The 14,927-nt window shown below is 53.6% G+C and carries 12 protein-coding genes; 11 read left to right on the top strand and 1 reads right to left on the bottom strand.

What is annotated here, in order from left to right:
- The first annotated feature begins 9 nt into the window (after positions 1-9).
- The 11 genes from CPH80_RS10130 to pdxJ all read left to right on the top strand — a co-directional run bounded on the left by CPH80_RS10130 (position 10) and on the right by pdxJ (position 12,003).
- Entirely contained in the window at positions 10-975 is a 966-nt protein-coding gene (locus CPH80_RS10130; RefSeq protein WP_096281544.1) for a MucB/RseB C-terminal domain-containing protein, read from the top strand.
- Positions 972-1,439 carry a SoxR reducing system RseC family protein gene (locus CPH80_RS10125; protein WP_096277465.1) on the top strand — a complete coding sequence of 156 codons (468 nt, stop codon included), beginning with the start codon at positions 972-974 and terminating at the stop codon, positions 1,437-1,439. Before CPH80_RS10130 ends, CPH80_RS10125 begins: the two co-directional genes overlap by 4 nt.
- Positions 1,440-1,457: 18 nt before the next feature.
- Positions 1,458-2,939 (top strand): DegQ family serine endoprotease, encoded by a 1,482-nt coding sequence (locus CPH80_RS10120; protein WP_172898594.1) that lies wholly within the window; start codon positions 1,458-1,460, stop codon positions 2,937-2,939.
- Between the two features lie 137 nt (positions 2,940-3,076).
- Positions 3,077-5,800, top strand: a complete 2,724-nt coding sequence (locus tag CPH80_RS10115; protein ID WP_096277463.1) for an EAL domain-containing protein — start codon at positions 3,077-3,079, stop codon at positions 5,798-5,800.
- A 105-nt stretch (positions 5,801-5,905) separates the two neighbouring features.
- Positions 5,906-7,708: a translation elongation factor 4 gene (gene lepA, locus CPH80_RS10110; protein ID WP_096281540.1), complete on the top strand. Its 1,803-nt coding sequence runs from the start codon at positions 5,906-5,908 to the stop codon at positions 7,706-7,708.
- A gap of 11 nt (positions 7,709-7,719) precedes the next feature.
- Complete coding sequence (lepB, locus tag CPH80_RS10105) at positions 7,720-8,499, top strand: signal peptidase I (protein ID WP_096277461.1); 780 nt, start codon at positions 7,720-7,722, stop codon at positions 8,497-8,499.
- Between the two features lie 27 nt (positions 8,500-8,526).
- A complete protein-coding gene (locus CPH80_RS10100; RefSeq protein WP_096277459.1) occupies positions 8,527-8,916 on the top strand; it encodes a DUF4845 domain-containing protein in 390 nt (129 codons plus the stop codon).
- Positions 8,913-9,602 (top strand): ribonuclease III, encoded by a 690-nt coding sequence (rnc, locus tag CPH80_RS10095; RefSeq protein ID WP_096277457.1) that lies wholly within the window; start codon positions 8,913-8,915, stop codon positions 9,600-9,602. The genes CPH80_RS10100 and rnc overlap by 4 nt, the downstream gene beginning before the upstream one ends.
- On the top strand, positions 9,602-10,519 hold the full coding sequence (gene era, locus CPH80_RS10090; protein WP_096277455.1) for a GTPase Era: 918 nt from the start codon (positions 9,602-9,604) through the stop codon (positions 10,517-10,519). The genes rnc and era overlap by 1 nt, the downstream gene beginning before the upstream one ends.
- Positions 10,520-10,544: 25 nt before the next feature.
- Entirely contained in the window at positions 10,545-11,273 is a 729-nt protein-coding gene (gene recO, locus CPH80_RS10085; protein ID WP_096277453.1) for a DNA repair protein RecO, read from the top strand.
- The gene (pdxJ, locus tag CPH80_RS10080) at positions 11,263-12,003 is read left to right on the top strand and encodes a pyridoxine 5'-phosphate synthase (RefSeq protein WP_096277451.1); all 741 of its coding nucleotides are present in this window, start codon (positions 11,263-11,265) and stop codon (positions 12,001-12,003) included. The genes recO and pdxJ overlap by 11 nt, the downstream gene beginning before the upstream one ends.
- A 29-nt stretch (positions 12,004-12,032) precedes the next feature.
- On the opposite strand, the gene CPH80_RS10075 is transcribed toward pdxJ, so the two are convergent.
- A complete protein-coding gene (locus CPH80_RS10075; protein WP_096277449.1) occupies positions 12,033-14,909 on the bottom strand; it encodes an ATP-binding protein in 2,877 nt (958 codons plus the stop codon).
- Positions 14,910-14,927: the final 18 nt, after the last annotated feature.

The raw sequence follows: 14,927 nt of genomic DNA, 5'->3' as shown, positions 1-14,927 counted from the left end.
CTTGCGCTTATGTTGGCTATGGCCATGCCGGCTTATGGGGTTGCGCAGGAAAAAACAGCGGCCTACTGGCTGGAACAGTTAGGGCCTGCTCTGAACATGACATCTTATCGCGGTGTGTTCGTGTACGCTAGGGGCTCCAGCGTACATTCCATGCAGATAGCCCATCGTTACCTTAATGGAATTGTGGAGGAGCGCCTGGTTTTGCAGGATGGGGGCCGTGGGGAGATTGTGCGGCGGGGTATGAATGTGGTTTGCGTGCTGCCTGAGCAGGGCAAGGTACGGTTGGAGCAGATCATCCCTTCCGGTCCGTTTGCAGAGGCGTTTACTAGTCAACTTATTCCCGTAAGCCGTTGGTATAGTGCCGAATTGCAGGGTGAAGGCCGTGTTGCCGGCTACGATGTGGTGACTGTGGCGCTGACGGCCAAAGATCAACATAGGTACAGCCATCGTCTGTGGCTGGAAAAGTCCACCGGACTGTTGGTGAAAAGCAACGTGCGAGCAGCTAGTGGCGAAGTGCTGGAGCATTTCCAGTTCACCAATCTCGAGATTACCGACGATATTCCGGATAGCGAGTTCGAAATCCGCTCTGAAGGCCGTGAGATCTCCCGCGCCCTGAATGACACAGGTGCTCAGGACGAATTTTCAAGCACAGCGCGTTTGCATGGCTGGCATCTTGATTGGCGCCCGGACGGTTTTGAACCTGCCGCAGCGCCTAGTTCTGGCAAGGGCCAAACCGTTGCGTTTTCAGACGGGCTGGCGGCATTTTCTGTGTTTGTTGAGCCCACGGGCTCAGTGAGTATGCCCACGGGCGCTTCGCGCATAGGCGCAACAACGATCTATATGCGCCAGTTGCAGAGCGGAAACAGGGCATTTCTGGTGACCGTTGTGGGTGAACTTCCACCCACTTCGGCCCGCCAAGTTGCCGAATCCGTGCGAATTGACGAAGCTTTCGCTTTGGGTGCGGGTGAGCAATGATTACAGAGTCTGGAAAAGTCGTTGCCGTTACCGGTGAACATGCTTGGGTTCAGACCATTCGCACCAGCGCTTGCCAGAGCTGTGCGGCACGCAATGGCTGCGGACAAAAGATGCTGGCTTCAGCGACCGGTGGCCGGGCTAATCAGGTTCGCGTATTTAATTCCGTGAATGCCTGTGTCGGCGAAGAGGTGACACTTGGCATTGATGAAAGCGCTCTCCTAGGCGCTTCGTTGCTGGTGTATGCTCTTCCGTTATTGCTTATGGTGATGGCGAGTATGATTGGACATCATTTGTCCGATGGCAGTGATTTCGCAGCTATGTTGGGCGCTGCGGCCGGTCTTGCATCGGGCTTTCTGATAAGCCGACAATTACAACGCGGGAATGCCGGAGGTTTTGAGCCCAGACTGCTCCGGGTGAACCGTATCCCGGCTGGAATGGTTGCTCATCCCGACTCGCCAACATGACACACAGGGGATTCTGACATGCTAAAAACCACAACCGCAGTTAGCCGGTTTTCCCCGGCACCACTCGCTCAGAAGGTGCTGGGTTCACTGATGCTGACGCTGCTCGCTATCGTATTGATGACATGGGGCCAAGCGGGTTTCGCGCAAGGATTGCCAGATTTTACCGGGCTAGTTGAGGAAAATGCGGGTGCGGTCGTTAATATAAGCACCACCAGTACGCCTGCTCCTGCTGCCGAAAATAAGCGTTTTCACGGTTTACCCTTTGATGAGCGGCAGCTCGATCAGTTGCCAGAGTTCTTCCAGGAATTCTTTCGCGGCCCTCAGTCCCCTTTCGGCGGTGCACCGGGTAACTCTCAGCCGAGTCGCTCCATGGGGTCGGGGTTTATTGTGTCTGCTGACGGTTATGTGCTAACCAATAACCATGTGGTTGAAGGCGCTGATGAGATTATCGTTAGGCTGAATGATCGCCGTGAGCTGCCGGCAACACTCGTTGGCACAGATCCTCGGTCGGACATGGCCGTTTTGAAAATTGAGAATGGGGCTGACCTGCCCGTTGTGAAAACAGGGCGCTCCAAAGACTTGAAGGTTGGCGAATGGGTGTTTGCGATCGGCTCACCGTTTGGCTTTGATTACACGGTTACAGCCGGCATCGTCAGCGCACTGGGTCGCTCGCTCCCATCAGAAAATTACGTTCCGTTTATCCAGACCGATGTGGCCATCAACCCAGGTAACTCTGGTGGCCCGCTATTTAATCTCGACGGTGAAGTGATCGGTATTAACTCGCAGATCTACACCCGCTCAGGGGGATTTATGGGCGTTTCTTTTGCCATCCCCATTGACGATGCCATGAGCGTGTTTCGCCAGATTCGGGACAACGGCGCGGTATCCCGTGGCTGGTTGGGCGTTCTGATTCAGGAAGTGAATCGTGATTTGGCAGAATCGTTCGGGCTCAAGCGCCCTAGAGGCGCGCTGATTGCCGAAGTTATGGACGGTTCCCCGGCTCAGGGAGGCGGCTTGCAGTCTGGTGACATAGTTCTTAAATACGATGGCGACGATGTTCAGCTTTCGTCGGATCTGCCGCCCTTAGTGGGTCGTACCCCGGTGGGTGAAACGGCGCACCTTACCGTTCTTCGTGGCGGAAAAGAAATCACGCTCAATGTGGAAATTGGCAGGCTGCCGGACGAAAATAACGCTCAGCAACCGGCTTCTTCTGACGGTGGTTCAATCACTTCGCCCTTGGGGCTGATTGTTGAACCTTTGCCATCCGACTTGGCCGATTCTATGGGCGTATCCGGCGGTGTTGTCGTAACGGGTGTAAACAGAGGGCCGGCATACAATGCCGGCATTCGCGCCCAAGATGTGATCACCGAGATCAACAGAAAAACGGTGTCGTCGGTTGAGGATTTCCAAAAAGCGATCGAAACACTGCCAGAGGGGCGGGCGGTATCCGTTCGGGTAGTACGCCAGGGCAGGGCAATATATTTGGTAATGAAGCCCTGATAGTATCGGCCAGAACGATCATCGTATTATTACCGAAAGCCTCCAGGCATGATGTTAAAAACGACAGACTTGGAGGCTTTTGCTATACTGCCCGGCGTCGATAATAAGAGCGGTCACGGAATGGACCAGGTTGTTTTATGAACAGAAAGGATCTCCCCCTCCTGCAACTTTTGAAACCCCGTAATGCTTGGCTCGCTTGGCTGCTTTTGGTCGTGGCGATCGCGGTAACCGTTATGTCCTGGCAATTTTCGGTCCGGTTGGTAGACGATCGCACTGAAGCCAGGTTTCGGACCCAGGCGCTGCAATTGAAAACCGCCATTGAGGAACGCTTGCTTAACTATGAGCAGGTCCTTGCAGGCAGTGCCGGCCTTTTTTCGGTCGCCGGCGAAGTTTCCCGTGAACAGTGGCGTGAATATGTTCACAAGGTTGATATCAATCGTTATTATCCGGGCATACAGGGCATAGGGTACGTTGAGCGTATTGAGGTACGGGAGATGGCCGATCACATTGCGTCGGTGCGCGCAGAGGGTGTGTACAAATATTTGGTTAAGCCACTGGGAGTCGGCCCTTTTTATTACCCCATGGTGTATCTGGAGCCTGGCACCGTAAGCAACCGGAAAGCACTGGGCTATGATGCGTTCAGTGACCCGGTTCACCGAAAAGCCATGGAGCGGTCGCGGGACAGTGCCATTCCGACGGTAACGGCCAAAGTGATTCTGATACAAGAAGAGTTGGCGGAAGGGCAAGCCAGTTTCCTTATGTACTACCCGGTTTATCAGGGTGGGCAGGTGCCGGAAATACGGTCCGAGCGCCGCATGATGTTGGCGGGTTTTGTATTCAGTGCGTTTCGTATGAACAACCTGTTTGACGGCATCATCGGACTGATTTCACCGTTTCTTGATGTCCGTATCTACGATAATGGCGTAGATGCTCGCGAAAACCTGATGTACGGCTCAAACCTCGGCTCTCTGGACAATGAGTTCAGCTTCGACATGAGCCAGACCGTAAGCCACGGTGGGCGGGACTGGCTGCTGCAAACCCGTTCAACTCCTGCCTTCGACTATCTGGCGTCAGATCCGCGCCCGTCGATTGTGCTTGGCAGCGGTGTCGCTATCAGCCTGCTGCTGTTTGTTGTAGCGCTGGTGCTGATTCGTTCGCGCCTCATGGCTCAAATTAGTGAAGGGCGTTGTCGTGCCATTACAGAGGGGGCCGCCAATGTAACTCTGGTTATGGACGAAGTGGGTATGCCCCTTTATGCCAGCCCGTCCAGTTTTGACATTCTCGGATTTGACCCAAGCGAAGTGCAGGTGCTTGCACTGGAAGGCCTTGTGCACGAAGACGACTGGCCGCAGCTGAAACAGGGGTTTGATGACGCAGTTCAGGCACCGGGTAAGCAGATGCCCGTTATCCGGGCGCGCATCCGCGACGCAGCGGACAACTGGCGCGATATGGAAGGTACCTATACCGACATGCTGATGGTACCCGGCGTAACGGGGGTGGTGCTTAGCCTGCGTGACATGACCCAGCTGAAAGCCGCCCAATCTGAACTGCACCGGTTGGCGTTTTACGACCCTCTTACGGGGCTTGCTAACCGTCAGCTGTTCCGTGATCGCCTCAACAATGTGGTGCGTCGGAGCCGCAGAAGCGGTGAGCCTGCGGCCTTAATGTTCCTGGATCTTGATGGCTTTAAGCGTATTAACGATACGCTTGGTCATGACGCCGGTGACGAACTTCTGCGACAAGTGGCGCAGTGGCTTGAGGGCTGTGTGCGTGAAGAGGATTCCGTGGCCAGGCTTGGTGGTGATGAATTTGTTGTGCTGCTCCCACAAATCAGTGGCACAGATGCGGCCGCGAAGGTTGCAGAAACCATTCTGCGTAGGCTGTGCCAGCGGATTCGCCTGAGCGATCATGAGGTGGGTATTACCGTCAGTATCGGTATCACCATGATCCTTCATGATAGTGAAGACCCGGGCGCCCTGATGAAGTTTGCTGATTTGGCCATGTATCGAGCCAAAGAACTGGGTAGAAATACCTATCAATTCTTTACTCCGGCGATGAATATCAAAGCTGCGCGCCGGCTGCTGCAACAGGAGGAGCTGGCGAGTGCGCTGGAAGGTGACCGTTTTGTTCTACATTACCAGCCCAAAATAGATCTAGTCAGTAAGCGGGTGATTGGTGTGGAGGCGTTCCTTCGCTGGCATCATCCGGAAAAAGGTCTGGTCTCGGCGCAACAATTCATTGGTCTGGCGGAAGAAACCGGGCTGATTGTGCGCCTGGGCGAAATGGCGCTGCGCCAAGCCTGTATTCAGATACAGGCACTGGAGCGGGCGGGCTTTGAAGCTTTGAAGATGGCGGTAAACCTGTCGGTTCGGCAGGTTACAGATTCCCGTTTTCTTGAGATGGTTCGGCAGGTGATTACCGAAACCGGTGTCTCCCCTGAAAAGCTTGAACTGGAAATGCCGGTGGAATTATTGAATGAAGACCCACGTATGTTGCGCGAGCTTCTTGTGTCGCTCAATGATCTGGGCGTTTGCCTGATACTAGATGATTTTGGAGCTGGATCGTGTTCTCTTGTTGCGTTGCAGCAGCTTCCCCTCGATGTCATAAAAATTGATCACCGCTTTATCCGCGATATTCCGTACAATGTCAGTGCAACAGATGTGGCGTCTGCGGTTATTGCGCTGGCGCAAAAACTCCATCTTACGGTTGTGGCTGAAGGTGTAGAAACACCGCAGCAGTTGAGCTTCCTGAAATCGGCCGGGTGTACCCAGTGCCAGGGCAATCTGTTTAGCTACCCGCTGGACGAAGATGCGCTGATTGGCTTCTTGATCCGGCAGTATGAACGGCCGCTTATTTCCTGATCATGGCAATGGTGGCCGGTAACCGGTAAAATCACGCCGGCCCCGGATTGCGGTAGCGGCCTCTCCGGGCTCAATCCTTCGTCTTTTTATGAGTATTCATTGTCTGTGACTGAACTGAGCCGAATCCGTAACTTCTCCATTATCGCCCACATTGACCACGGCAAATCCACCCTTGCAGACCGTTTTATCCAGGTTTGCGGAGGTCTGACCAAACGGGAGATGGCCGAACAGGTGCTGGACTCCATGGACCTGGAGCGAGAGCGGGGCATCACCATTAAGGCCCAGTGCGTCACGCTGAATTACACAGCGCGGGACGGCCAAGAATACAAGTTGAACTTCATCGACACGCCAGGTCACGTGGATTTCTCCTATGAGGTGTCACGGTCTCTGTACGCATGTGAAGGCGCGCTACTGGTTGTAGATGCCGGCCAGGGGGTGGAAGCCCAGTCGGTTGCCAACTGCTACACCGCCATCGAGCAGGGCTTGGAAGTTGTGCCGGTTCTGAACAAGATGGACCTGCCCCAAGCTGAGCCAGAGCGGGTCGCCGCAGAAATAGAAGACATTATCGGTATTGATGCCTCGAACGCAGTACGTTGCTCGGCCAAGAGCGGCATGGGTGTTGAAGACGTTCTGGAAGACCTTATTCAGAAAATACCGCCACCTCAGGGTGATCGTGCGGCTCCGTTGCAGGCGCTGATCATCGATTCCTGGTTCGATAACTATCTGGGTGTTGTCTCTCTTGTCCGGGTTACCCAGGGCATTTTGAAAAAAGGCGACAAGATCGTTATAAAATCCACGGGCAAGGCGTGGAATGCGGATAAAGTAGGGATTTTTAACCCTAAACCTTACGATACCAACATATTGGAGGCCGGCGACGTAGGTTTTGTTGTTGCTGGTATCAAGGATATACACGGTTCGCCTGTGGGTGACACCATTGTGCATCACAAGTTTGCCGCAGACACGCCGATATTGCCGGGGTTCAAGAAGATTCAGCCGCAGGTTTATGCCGGCCTGTTCCCGGTAAGCGCTGACGACTACAACGATTTCCGCGACGCGCTGGAAAAACTCACACTGAACGACGCCTCACTGTTTTATGAACCTGAAAGCTCCGACGCTCTGGGCTTTGGATTTCGCTGTGGTTTCTTGGGCATGCTGCACATGGAGATCATTCAGGAGCGGCTGGAGCGTGAATACGATATTAATCTGATTACCACCGCGCCCACGGTTATATACGAAGTGCTGAACCACCAGGGCGTGACGCTGTCGGTAGACAGCCCCTCAAAATTGCCGGATATGGGCTCGATTGAGGAAATGCGTGAGCCCATCGTGGAAGCGAACATTCTGGTGCCCCAAGAGCACCTAGGTAACGTGATTGCCCTGTGTGAAGAAAAGCGCGGGGTTCAGAAGCATATGCACTTTACGACCAACCAGGTGCAGTTGACCTATGAGATTCCGATGGCAGAGGTGGTGCTCGATTTCTTTGATCGTATCAAATCGGCCAGCCGCGGATTTGCCTCACTGGACTACCACTTCATACGTTTCCAGCAGGCGAACCTTGTGCGTCTTGATGTGCTCATAAACGGCGAGCGCGTAGATGCTCTGGCCCTGATCGTTCATAAAGAACAGGCGAACTACAAGGGCCGTCAGCTCGTTGAAAAAATGAAAGAGCTGATTCCTCGGCAGATGTTTGATATCGCAATTCAGGCCGCCATTGGTAACCAGATTGTGTCGAGAGTCAGTGTGAAAGCACTGCGCAAAAACGTAACCGCAAAATGTTATGGCGGTGATATCAGCCGCAAGAAAAAGCTGCTCCAGAAGCAGAAGGCAGGCAAAAAACGTATGAAGCAGCTGGGTAATGTTGAGGTGCCTCAGGAAGCGTTCCTTGCCGTATTGAAAATCGATAATTAAAAGGCATCTGGATGGATATTGATTTTCCACTGGTTCTGGTTGTTCTGACCTTCGTGTCCGGACTGATCTGGCTGGCAGACATACTGTTTTTTCGTAAGCGTCGCCTTGCTGCGTCCCCAACGAACGTTGCAAATGAGGAAGACGAGCCCAAAGAACCCTATCTGGTCGATCTCAGCCGCTCGTTTTTCCCGGTACTGGCGGTCGTGTTGGTACTCCGATCGTTTCTGGTGGAGCCCTTCCAGATACCCTCTGGCTCCATGCTGCCGACGCTTGAAGTGGGTGATTTCATTCTGGTTAACAAGTATGCCTATGGCCTACGCTTGCCGGTTATCGGAACCAAGATTCTGGATGTTGGGGATCCCGAACGGGGTGATGTGATGGTATTCCGTTACCCAGTAGACGGCGAAACCAACTACATCAAGCGCGTGATAGGCCTTCCAGGTGATACAGTGCGTTATCGTGACAAGAAGCTTTTTATAAACGATCAGATAATTGAGAGTGAGTTTGTTGTGCGCTTGCCGCCGGTGGAAGTGCGCAGGGAAGATCTGGGTGCGATAGAGCACGATATTTTCCACACGATGGGGCGCTCGGGTGTTGCTGGAGAGGGTGAATGGCAGATCCCCGAAGGCGAGTATTTCATGATGGGTGATAACCGTGATAACAGTAACGACAGCCGTTACTGGGGCACGGTTCCGGATGAGTTGATTGTGGGCAAGGCCTTTGCAATCTGGATGCACTGGACGTCTATCACCAGTTTGCCATCCTTCAAGCGTGTTGGCGGTATTGAGTAATTCTGACTATTTTGGAGTTCAGTTGTAATGAAGAAAAATAATCTCTCCGCCATGAATCGCCAAGGCGGTGCTTCCGCGCTTGTTATCCTAATCATGGTGCTGTTTTTCGGCAGTTTGCTCTCCCTAGTTATCAAAGTCGGGCCAACTTACATGGATGACCTTACGATTCAGGAGGCACTTGAGAGCTTGGACGGCACAGCGGGTTTGTCGCAAATGGGGCCGGCGCAAGTTCGGACGCTGATCAACAAGCGTCTGAGCGTTAATAATATCCGTGGTTTTGATGCCAAGGATATTTCCGTTGATAAAGACGGTGGGCTTGTGTTGATCAATGTGGACTATGAAGTGCGTAATAACCTCATCCGTAACCTGGATACTGTGGTGCATTTTCAACACAGTTATGAGATGAAGGGCAAGTGAGCTCACAGCCGGATCTGGATCATTTACAGCGACGTATTGGTTATCAGTTTAGGTCGCCGGAGCGCCTTATGTTGGCGCTTACGCATCGGAGTTTTGGCAACCAGAATAATGAGCGGTTGGAGTTTCTCGGCGACTCCATCGTTAACATGGTTATCGCAGAGAATCTGTTTTTGAGCTTCGATAAAGCTAGAGAAGGGCATTTGAGCCGTTTGCGGGCGCGAATGGTGAAGGGCGTCACTCTGGCTGAGATTGGCCGGGAGTTCGAACTGGGAAGCTATATGCGACTGGGTTCTGGCGAGCTGAAAAGCGGTGGTTTTCGTCGCGAGTCCATACTTGCCGATGCAGTAGAGGCCGTTATCGGTGCTATCTATCTCGACAGTGATTTTTACACGTGTCGGGAGCAGGTGTTGCGTTGGTTTGAGCACCGATTAGAACAGCTTGATCTTCAGGATACCCAGAAAGATCCCAAGACCCGTTTGCAGGAGTATCTGCAATCGCGGCAGTTCCCATTGCCCATATACGATGTTATTTCTGTCGATGGAGAAGCTCATAACCAAACATTTCATGTGTCCTGTGTGTTGGCGTCTTTGGATCGCAAAACCAGTGGCATAGGCAGCAGCCGCCGCGTAGCGGAGCAGGAGGCTGCCCGTAGCGCGCTGAAACAACTTGGCGTGGAGACACCCTAATGAATGATATTACTCGCCCGGACAACCCCGATAGTCGCTGCGGTTTCGTAGCAATTGTTGGCCGCCCAAACGTGGGCAAATCTACGCTGCTGAACCATATTCTTGGGCAGAAGCTGAGCATCACCTCCCGTAAACCGCAAACGACGCGCCACAAAGTTCTGGGAATTAAAACCGTGGATCTCGTGCAGGCAATTTATGTGGATACGCCGGGCATGCACGAAGAAGAGCCCAGGGCGATGAATCGATATATGAACAAAGCGGCTACCTCGGCGCTTGTTGATGTGGATGTGGTGATATTTGTGGTGGATCAGCTTGCCTGGACTACCGCGGATGAAATGGTTCTGGAAAAGCTTAGTAGCTTAAAGTGCCCGGTTATCTTGACAGTGAACAAAGTGGACCGGATTGAAAAGCGGGAAAACCTGTTGCCGCACCTCGACATGCTTTCCAAAAAGCGCGACTTTGCTGAAATTATTCCTATGTCGGCGTTGAAGGAAACCAACCTAAAGCCACTGGAAGACGCGGTTGATCGTTTTCTGCCTGAGAGCGTCCACTTTTACCCTGACGATCAGATAACGGATCGCAGCGAGCGCTTTCTGGCTTCGGAAATGGTGCGTGAAAAGATTACCCGCCAACTCGGCGCCGAGCTGCCTTACTCTGTTGCGGTAGAAATTGAAGAGTTCAAACACGACGGTAAGACGTTACACATATCGGCACTGATCCTTGTGGAACGCGAGGGCCAGAAAAAAATCATGATTGGCGATAAAGGCGATAGGTTGCGAAGCATCGGCCAAGATGCCAGGGCCGATATGGAACGCATGTTTGACTGTAAGGTTATGCTGCGGCTTTGGGTGAAGGTAAAACGCGGTTGGGCGGATAACGATCGTGCCCTGAAAAGTTTGGGTATGAACGACTTCTGAGGTCTCTATGCCTCCGGATGCCGCTATGAGAGGAGCTCAGGAGCAGGAGCCCGCTTATGTGATTCATCGCCGGCCTTGGCGAGAGACCAGCCTCGTGGTGGATCTATTCACCCTGAATCACGGCCGTATATCCCTGGTTGCCCGCGGTGCCAGCCGCAGTAAAAGTGCGTTGAAGGCACAGCTTCAGCCCTTTCAACCACTGTTGTTGGGCTGGGTGGGGCGCGGCGACCTGAAAACCCTGACCCAGGTAGATGTGCGCGATGGCCCGGCGCTGCGCAGCACCGTGTCCCTTTATAGCGGTTTGTACCTGAATGAGCTGGTACAACGGGTATTGCCGCAAGCAGATCCTCACCCCATACTTTTTGCTGCTTATATTGAAACCCTTGCCCTGCTTGCAGAAACGTCGGATGTAGAACCGGTGCTACGAAAGTTTGAGCAGTCGTTTGCGGCGGCTTTGGGTTACGATTTCGCCTGGGATCTGGCGATGGATACCGGCCAGGCGGTCTGTGCGACTCAGACTTATTGCTATAACCCCGAACAGGGCATCGTCGCCTCAGTTTCTGCCGGTGTGCGGTTGCAAAACCTTCCCGGGAACACGCTTTTAGCACTCGCCGGTGGCGATTTCGAAACCATCGCAAGTCGCCGGGTGGCAAAACGAGTTATGCGCGTACTCACAGATTACCTGTTGCAGGGGCGCCCATTGAACAGTCGCAGTCTTTTCAATCACCAAAGGGGAGAACGACATGAATCCTAGAGTATTGCTTGGCATCAATATCGATCACATTGCCACTCTACGTGAGGCCCGGGGAACGCGTTATCCCGACCCAGTACAGGCTGCCCTGATGGCGGAGGAAGCCGGTGCAGACAGCATTACGATTCACCCTAGAGAAGATCGGCGCCATATCCAAGATCGTGATGTACTGCTGCTTAAGCAAGTACTACAGACTAAAATGAATCTCGAGATGGCGGTTACGGATGCCATGATTGAGTTTGCCGAACAAGTCCGGCCTGAGTGTGTGTGTCTGGTTCCGGAAAAGCGGGAAGAGCTGACCACCGAGGGCGGCCTGGATGTTGAAGGCCAGCAAGAGCGTGTGGCGAATGCCTGTGATCGCCTTGCTAGGTTAGGCGCAGAGGTCTCCCTGTTTATCGATCCGGATCGCGCGCAAATTGATGCCGCCGTGCGCTGCGGCGCTCCGGTTATCGAGCTACATACGGGTGAGTATGCCGAAGCTGTGGGTGTCGAAGCTCAAGAGGCGGCGTTCAAAGCCTTGGCTGATGCGGTGACTTACGCCCGTAAAAAAGGCCTGATCGTGAACGCAGGCCACGGCCTGAATTATCACAACACGGAGCGGATTGCTGTGATTCCTGGTATCAACGAACTCAATATAGGCCACGCTATAATTGCCAGAGCGGTATTCTGTGGTCTAAAAGAGGCAGTCCGGGATATGGCTGCCATTCTTGACCGGGCCCGCGGCCAAGCTTGATCCGTTCCGGCGAGGGCGCAGGCGCATCATCAGTTGGTTTCAGTCGGCTGATGGTGTTGCCGGAACATTTTCTGCCAGTCGGTCTGATCACTCCAGATCTGCAATCTCTCAATGGCCGAGATCAATTGGTTTTTGTGTAATTCCATGTCTGGAGCTGAGCGTTTGAGTGCCGTTTCTAGGCGATTCGCGGCAGAGCGTAGCTCCGGAACCCCGCAGTAACGAGTTGCGCCATGCAGCTTATGCACGCATTCCAGCAGGTTCTCCAAGTCGTTCCCGTTCCAGAGTTGTTCAACTCTGTTGAGGTCTGTAGAGAGCTGTTCTAGCAGCATGCTAAACAATTCTTCTGCCAAATCAGCCTTGCCCGCAGCCAATTGGATGCCCTCATCCACGCTCACGCATTCTTGCTGCATTTTGCGGGTGGAGGGGCGCAAAGCGCGCCTTGTATCCCGCACTTCTGGTACATGAATCTGGCCAGTCTCACCGGCACTCTGGCACTCAAAGCCGGTGCAGTCGAGTATGGTTTCTGCAAGCTGCGCGCTACTAATGGGCTTGGGCAGGTAGCCATCAAACCCTTGTCGAATCAAGCGTTCCTGCTCATCAGCCAGTGCATGTGCTGTGAGTGCGATGATCGTTGTTCTGTGGCTTCTGTTATCCATTTCACGAATACGGTCTGTGGTTTCCACGCCGTCCATGCCCGGCATTTGAAGATCCATGAACACAAGATCAAAAGGTTTTTTCCGAGCTTTGCTCAGAGCTTCAAAGCCACTCGATGCACCTTCCGCGCCTATCTGGTAGTCCTGCAACAGGGTCATGACCAGTTTCAGGTTGGCCTCGTTATCGTCCACGGCCAGCACTCTAGGCGTAGTAACGGAGGCCGGGAGACGCGCCGTATGATCTTGGCGTGAAATGCCCTGTCCAGAGGTGTTGATGCCGTGCACCAGAAGAAGCAACTCATCATACAGCGCCTCGCGGCATACGGGCTTTGTCAGGTGGCCGCTGGGCAAGCCTGACAGCAGCGTGTCGTGAATTTCCAAAGTGGGTGTAAGCAGCAGCGTGCGGCAGTCACGCTCAACCTCCAGAGTCCGCACTAGCCCACAGTACTGGCTCGAGTTAAGCAGGTGCCGGGTAATCCCGATAATGGCAGCGGCATAGCCCGACTGGCTCTTCTGGGCTTTCTCAATCTGTTCCTGCATGGCACCAGGGGACGCAGCGCGATCCACGATCATGCCCCAGTCACGTAAAATGTGTTCAACAGCAAGGCCGCAGGTTTTCTGATGCTCCAAATAAATAACGCGTTCACCTCGCAGAGCGTCCCGGGGGGCAATCGCCTCTCCGCTTGAGGAAAGCTCTGGTGTTAGGGTAAACCAGAACGTGGAGCCTTTCCCCAGCTCGCTCTGCAAGCCAATCTGACCTCCCATTTCTTCTACCAGGCGCTTGGAAATGGCCAAACCAAGGCCCGTACCACCGTACTGCCGCGCAGTTGATGCGTCGGCCTGGCTGAACGCATTGAACAGGGACTGCTGCTGGGCACGGGAAAGCCCCACGCCAGAATCGGTGATGCTCAAGCGCAGAGTCACCCGGTTGTTTTCCTTATCCTCGTCTTCAAGGCTTGCGCGCAGCACCACCTCGCCTGTCTGGGTAAACTTGATGGCATTGTTGACCAAGTTGGTGATCACCTGCTTAACCCGCAGAGGGTCGCCCATAATGTTATCTGGCACGTCGTTGTACACCAGAGGTACAAGATCCAGGTTTTTGCTGTGGGCGGCGGGGGCCAGCATCACCATCACTTCTTCCACAATATCCCTAAGCTGGAAGGGCACGCGATCGAGGATCAGCTTGCCGGCTTCAATCTTCGAGAAATCCAGAATATCGTTGATGATGGTGAGAAGAATTTCCGAAGACTTGCGAATGGTGCTCAGGTGATCTCTTTGCTGGCGGGGCAAGGGGCTTTTAAGCAGTAACTCGGTAAAACCGATAATGCCGTTAAGCGGAGTTCGGATCTCGTGGGACATGTTCGCCAGAAATTCAGACTTGATGCGGCTGGCCTCAAGGGCTTCCTTGCGCGCGAAGTCCAGCTCGATGTTCTGGATTTCAATCGTTTCCAGTGTCTCCCGCAGATCTTCGGTTGCCTGGTCGATATTCTGCTGCATTTCTGCCTGTGCTTTGCTCAGCTCCTCCGCCATGGCGTTAAGGCCCGATTCAAGCTGTTCGAACTCCGGGCCCGCGCCTGTATGGATGCGGGTATCAAGCTTGCCTTGTTTCAGTTTTGCCACGGCTTCGTTCAGTTCGAACACCGGGCCTGTAAAGGCTCGGCTTAGCCGAAGTGTAATTAGAAGGCTGAAAACAACCCCGCCCAATATCAGCAACAGAGAGATCAGCAGTGCCTTGTATGTCTCTTTTTCGGTGCGAGTGTGAGACATTTCCACGGCCACCCAGCCTAAAGGCTCGCGTTGTTGCGAAGCAGACTGCCGGGCGTCGGGATCTAGCATGTTCTGGATCATCAGATCCTGAAGGAAAACCGGTGTAACAAAGAGGGTACTGGTTGTTCTGGCAATACGGCTAGCCTGTTCGCTAGCCAGTTCTTTGCTGTCAAGATTGTCAGAGCTGCCCGGGCCAGTATGCAACAAACGGCGGCGGTCGCTGTCGAAGAATGTAATTGAGCGCACATCCTGCTCTTCCAGCAGGGCGGTGGAAAGGCTGCTTAGCAGGCTGCGATTCGCAGTGAATAGGCCGTATTCCGAGCCGGCAGAAAGCTGGCGTGAAAGTGACTCTCCGCGATCCTTCAGCAGGCTTTCAATATTGGTAACCCAGCTGTAGGTAAAAAACAGCCCCAGCATCAGAGTCGTGAGTAGGGTGGGAACCAAAGTTACCACCAGCACTTTTTTGCGAATGCCCCAACGTCGCATATGAGATTCCCGAAATAT

The sequence above is a fragment of the Marinobacter sp. LV10R510-11A genome, from assembly GCF_900215155.1.
GTDB lineage: Bacteria > Pseudomonadota > Gammaproteobacteria > Pseudomonadales > Oleiphilaceae > Marinobacter.
Note: the sequence above shows the minus strand (reverse complement) of the source record. Positions and strands in the feature narration are given on the sequence as shown.

Excerpts from the sequence above, each read along its gene's own strand:
- CPH80_RS10130 (WP_096281544.1), top strand. The coding sequence starts at position 10 with ATGTTGGCTATGGCCATGCCGGCTTATGGGGTTGCGCAGGAAAAAACA.
- CPH80_RS10125 (WP_096277465.1), top strand. The coding sequence starts at position 972 with ATGATTACAGAGTCTGGAAAAGTCGTTGCCGTTACCGGTGAACATGCT.
- CPH80_RS10120 (WP_172898594.1), top strand. The coding sequence starts at position 1,458 with ATGCTAAAAACCACAACCGCAGTTAGCCGGTTTTCCCCGGCACCACTC.
- CPH80_RS10115 (WP_096277463.1), top strand. The coding sequence starts at position 3,077 with ATGAACAGAAAGGATCTCCCCCTCCTGCAACTTTTGAAACCCCGTAAT.
- lepB (WP_096277461.1), top strand. The coding sequence starts at position 7,720 with ATGGATATTGATTTTCCACTGGTTCTGGTTGTTCTGACCTTCGTGTCC.
- CPH80_RS10100 (WP_096277459.1), top strand. The coding sequence starts at position 8,527 with ATGAAGAAAAATAATCTCTCCGCCATGAATCGCCAAGGCGGTGCTTCC.
- era (WP_096277455.1), top strand. The coding sequence starts at position 9,602 with ATGAATGATATTACTCGCCCGGACAACCCCGATAGTCGCTGCGGTTTC.
- recO (WP_096277453.1), top strand. The coding sequence starts at position 10,545 with ATGAGAGGAGCTCAGGAGCAGGAGCCCGCTTATGTGATTCATCGCCGG.
- pdxJ (WP_096277451.1), top strand. The coding sequence starts at position 11,263 with ATGAATCCTAGAGTATTGCTTGGCATCAATATCGATCACATTGCCACT.
- CPH80_RS10075 (WP_096277449.1), bottom strand. The coding sequence starts at position 14,909 with ATGCGACGTTGGGGCATTCGCAAAAAAGTGCTGGTGGTAACTTTGGTT.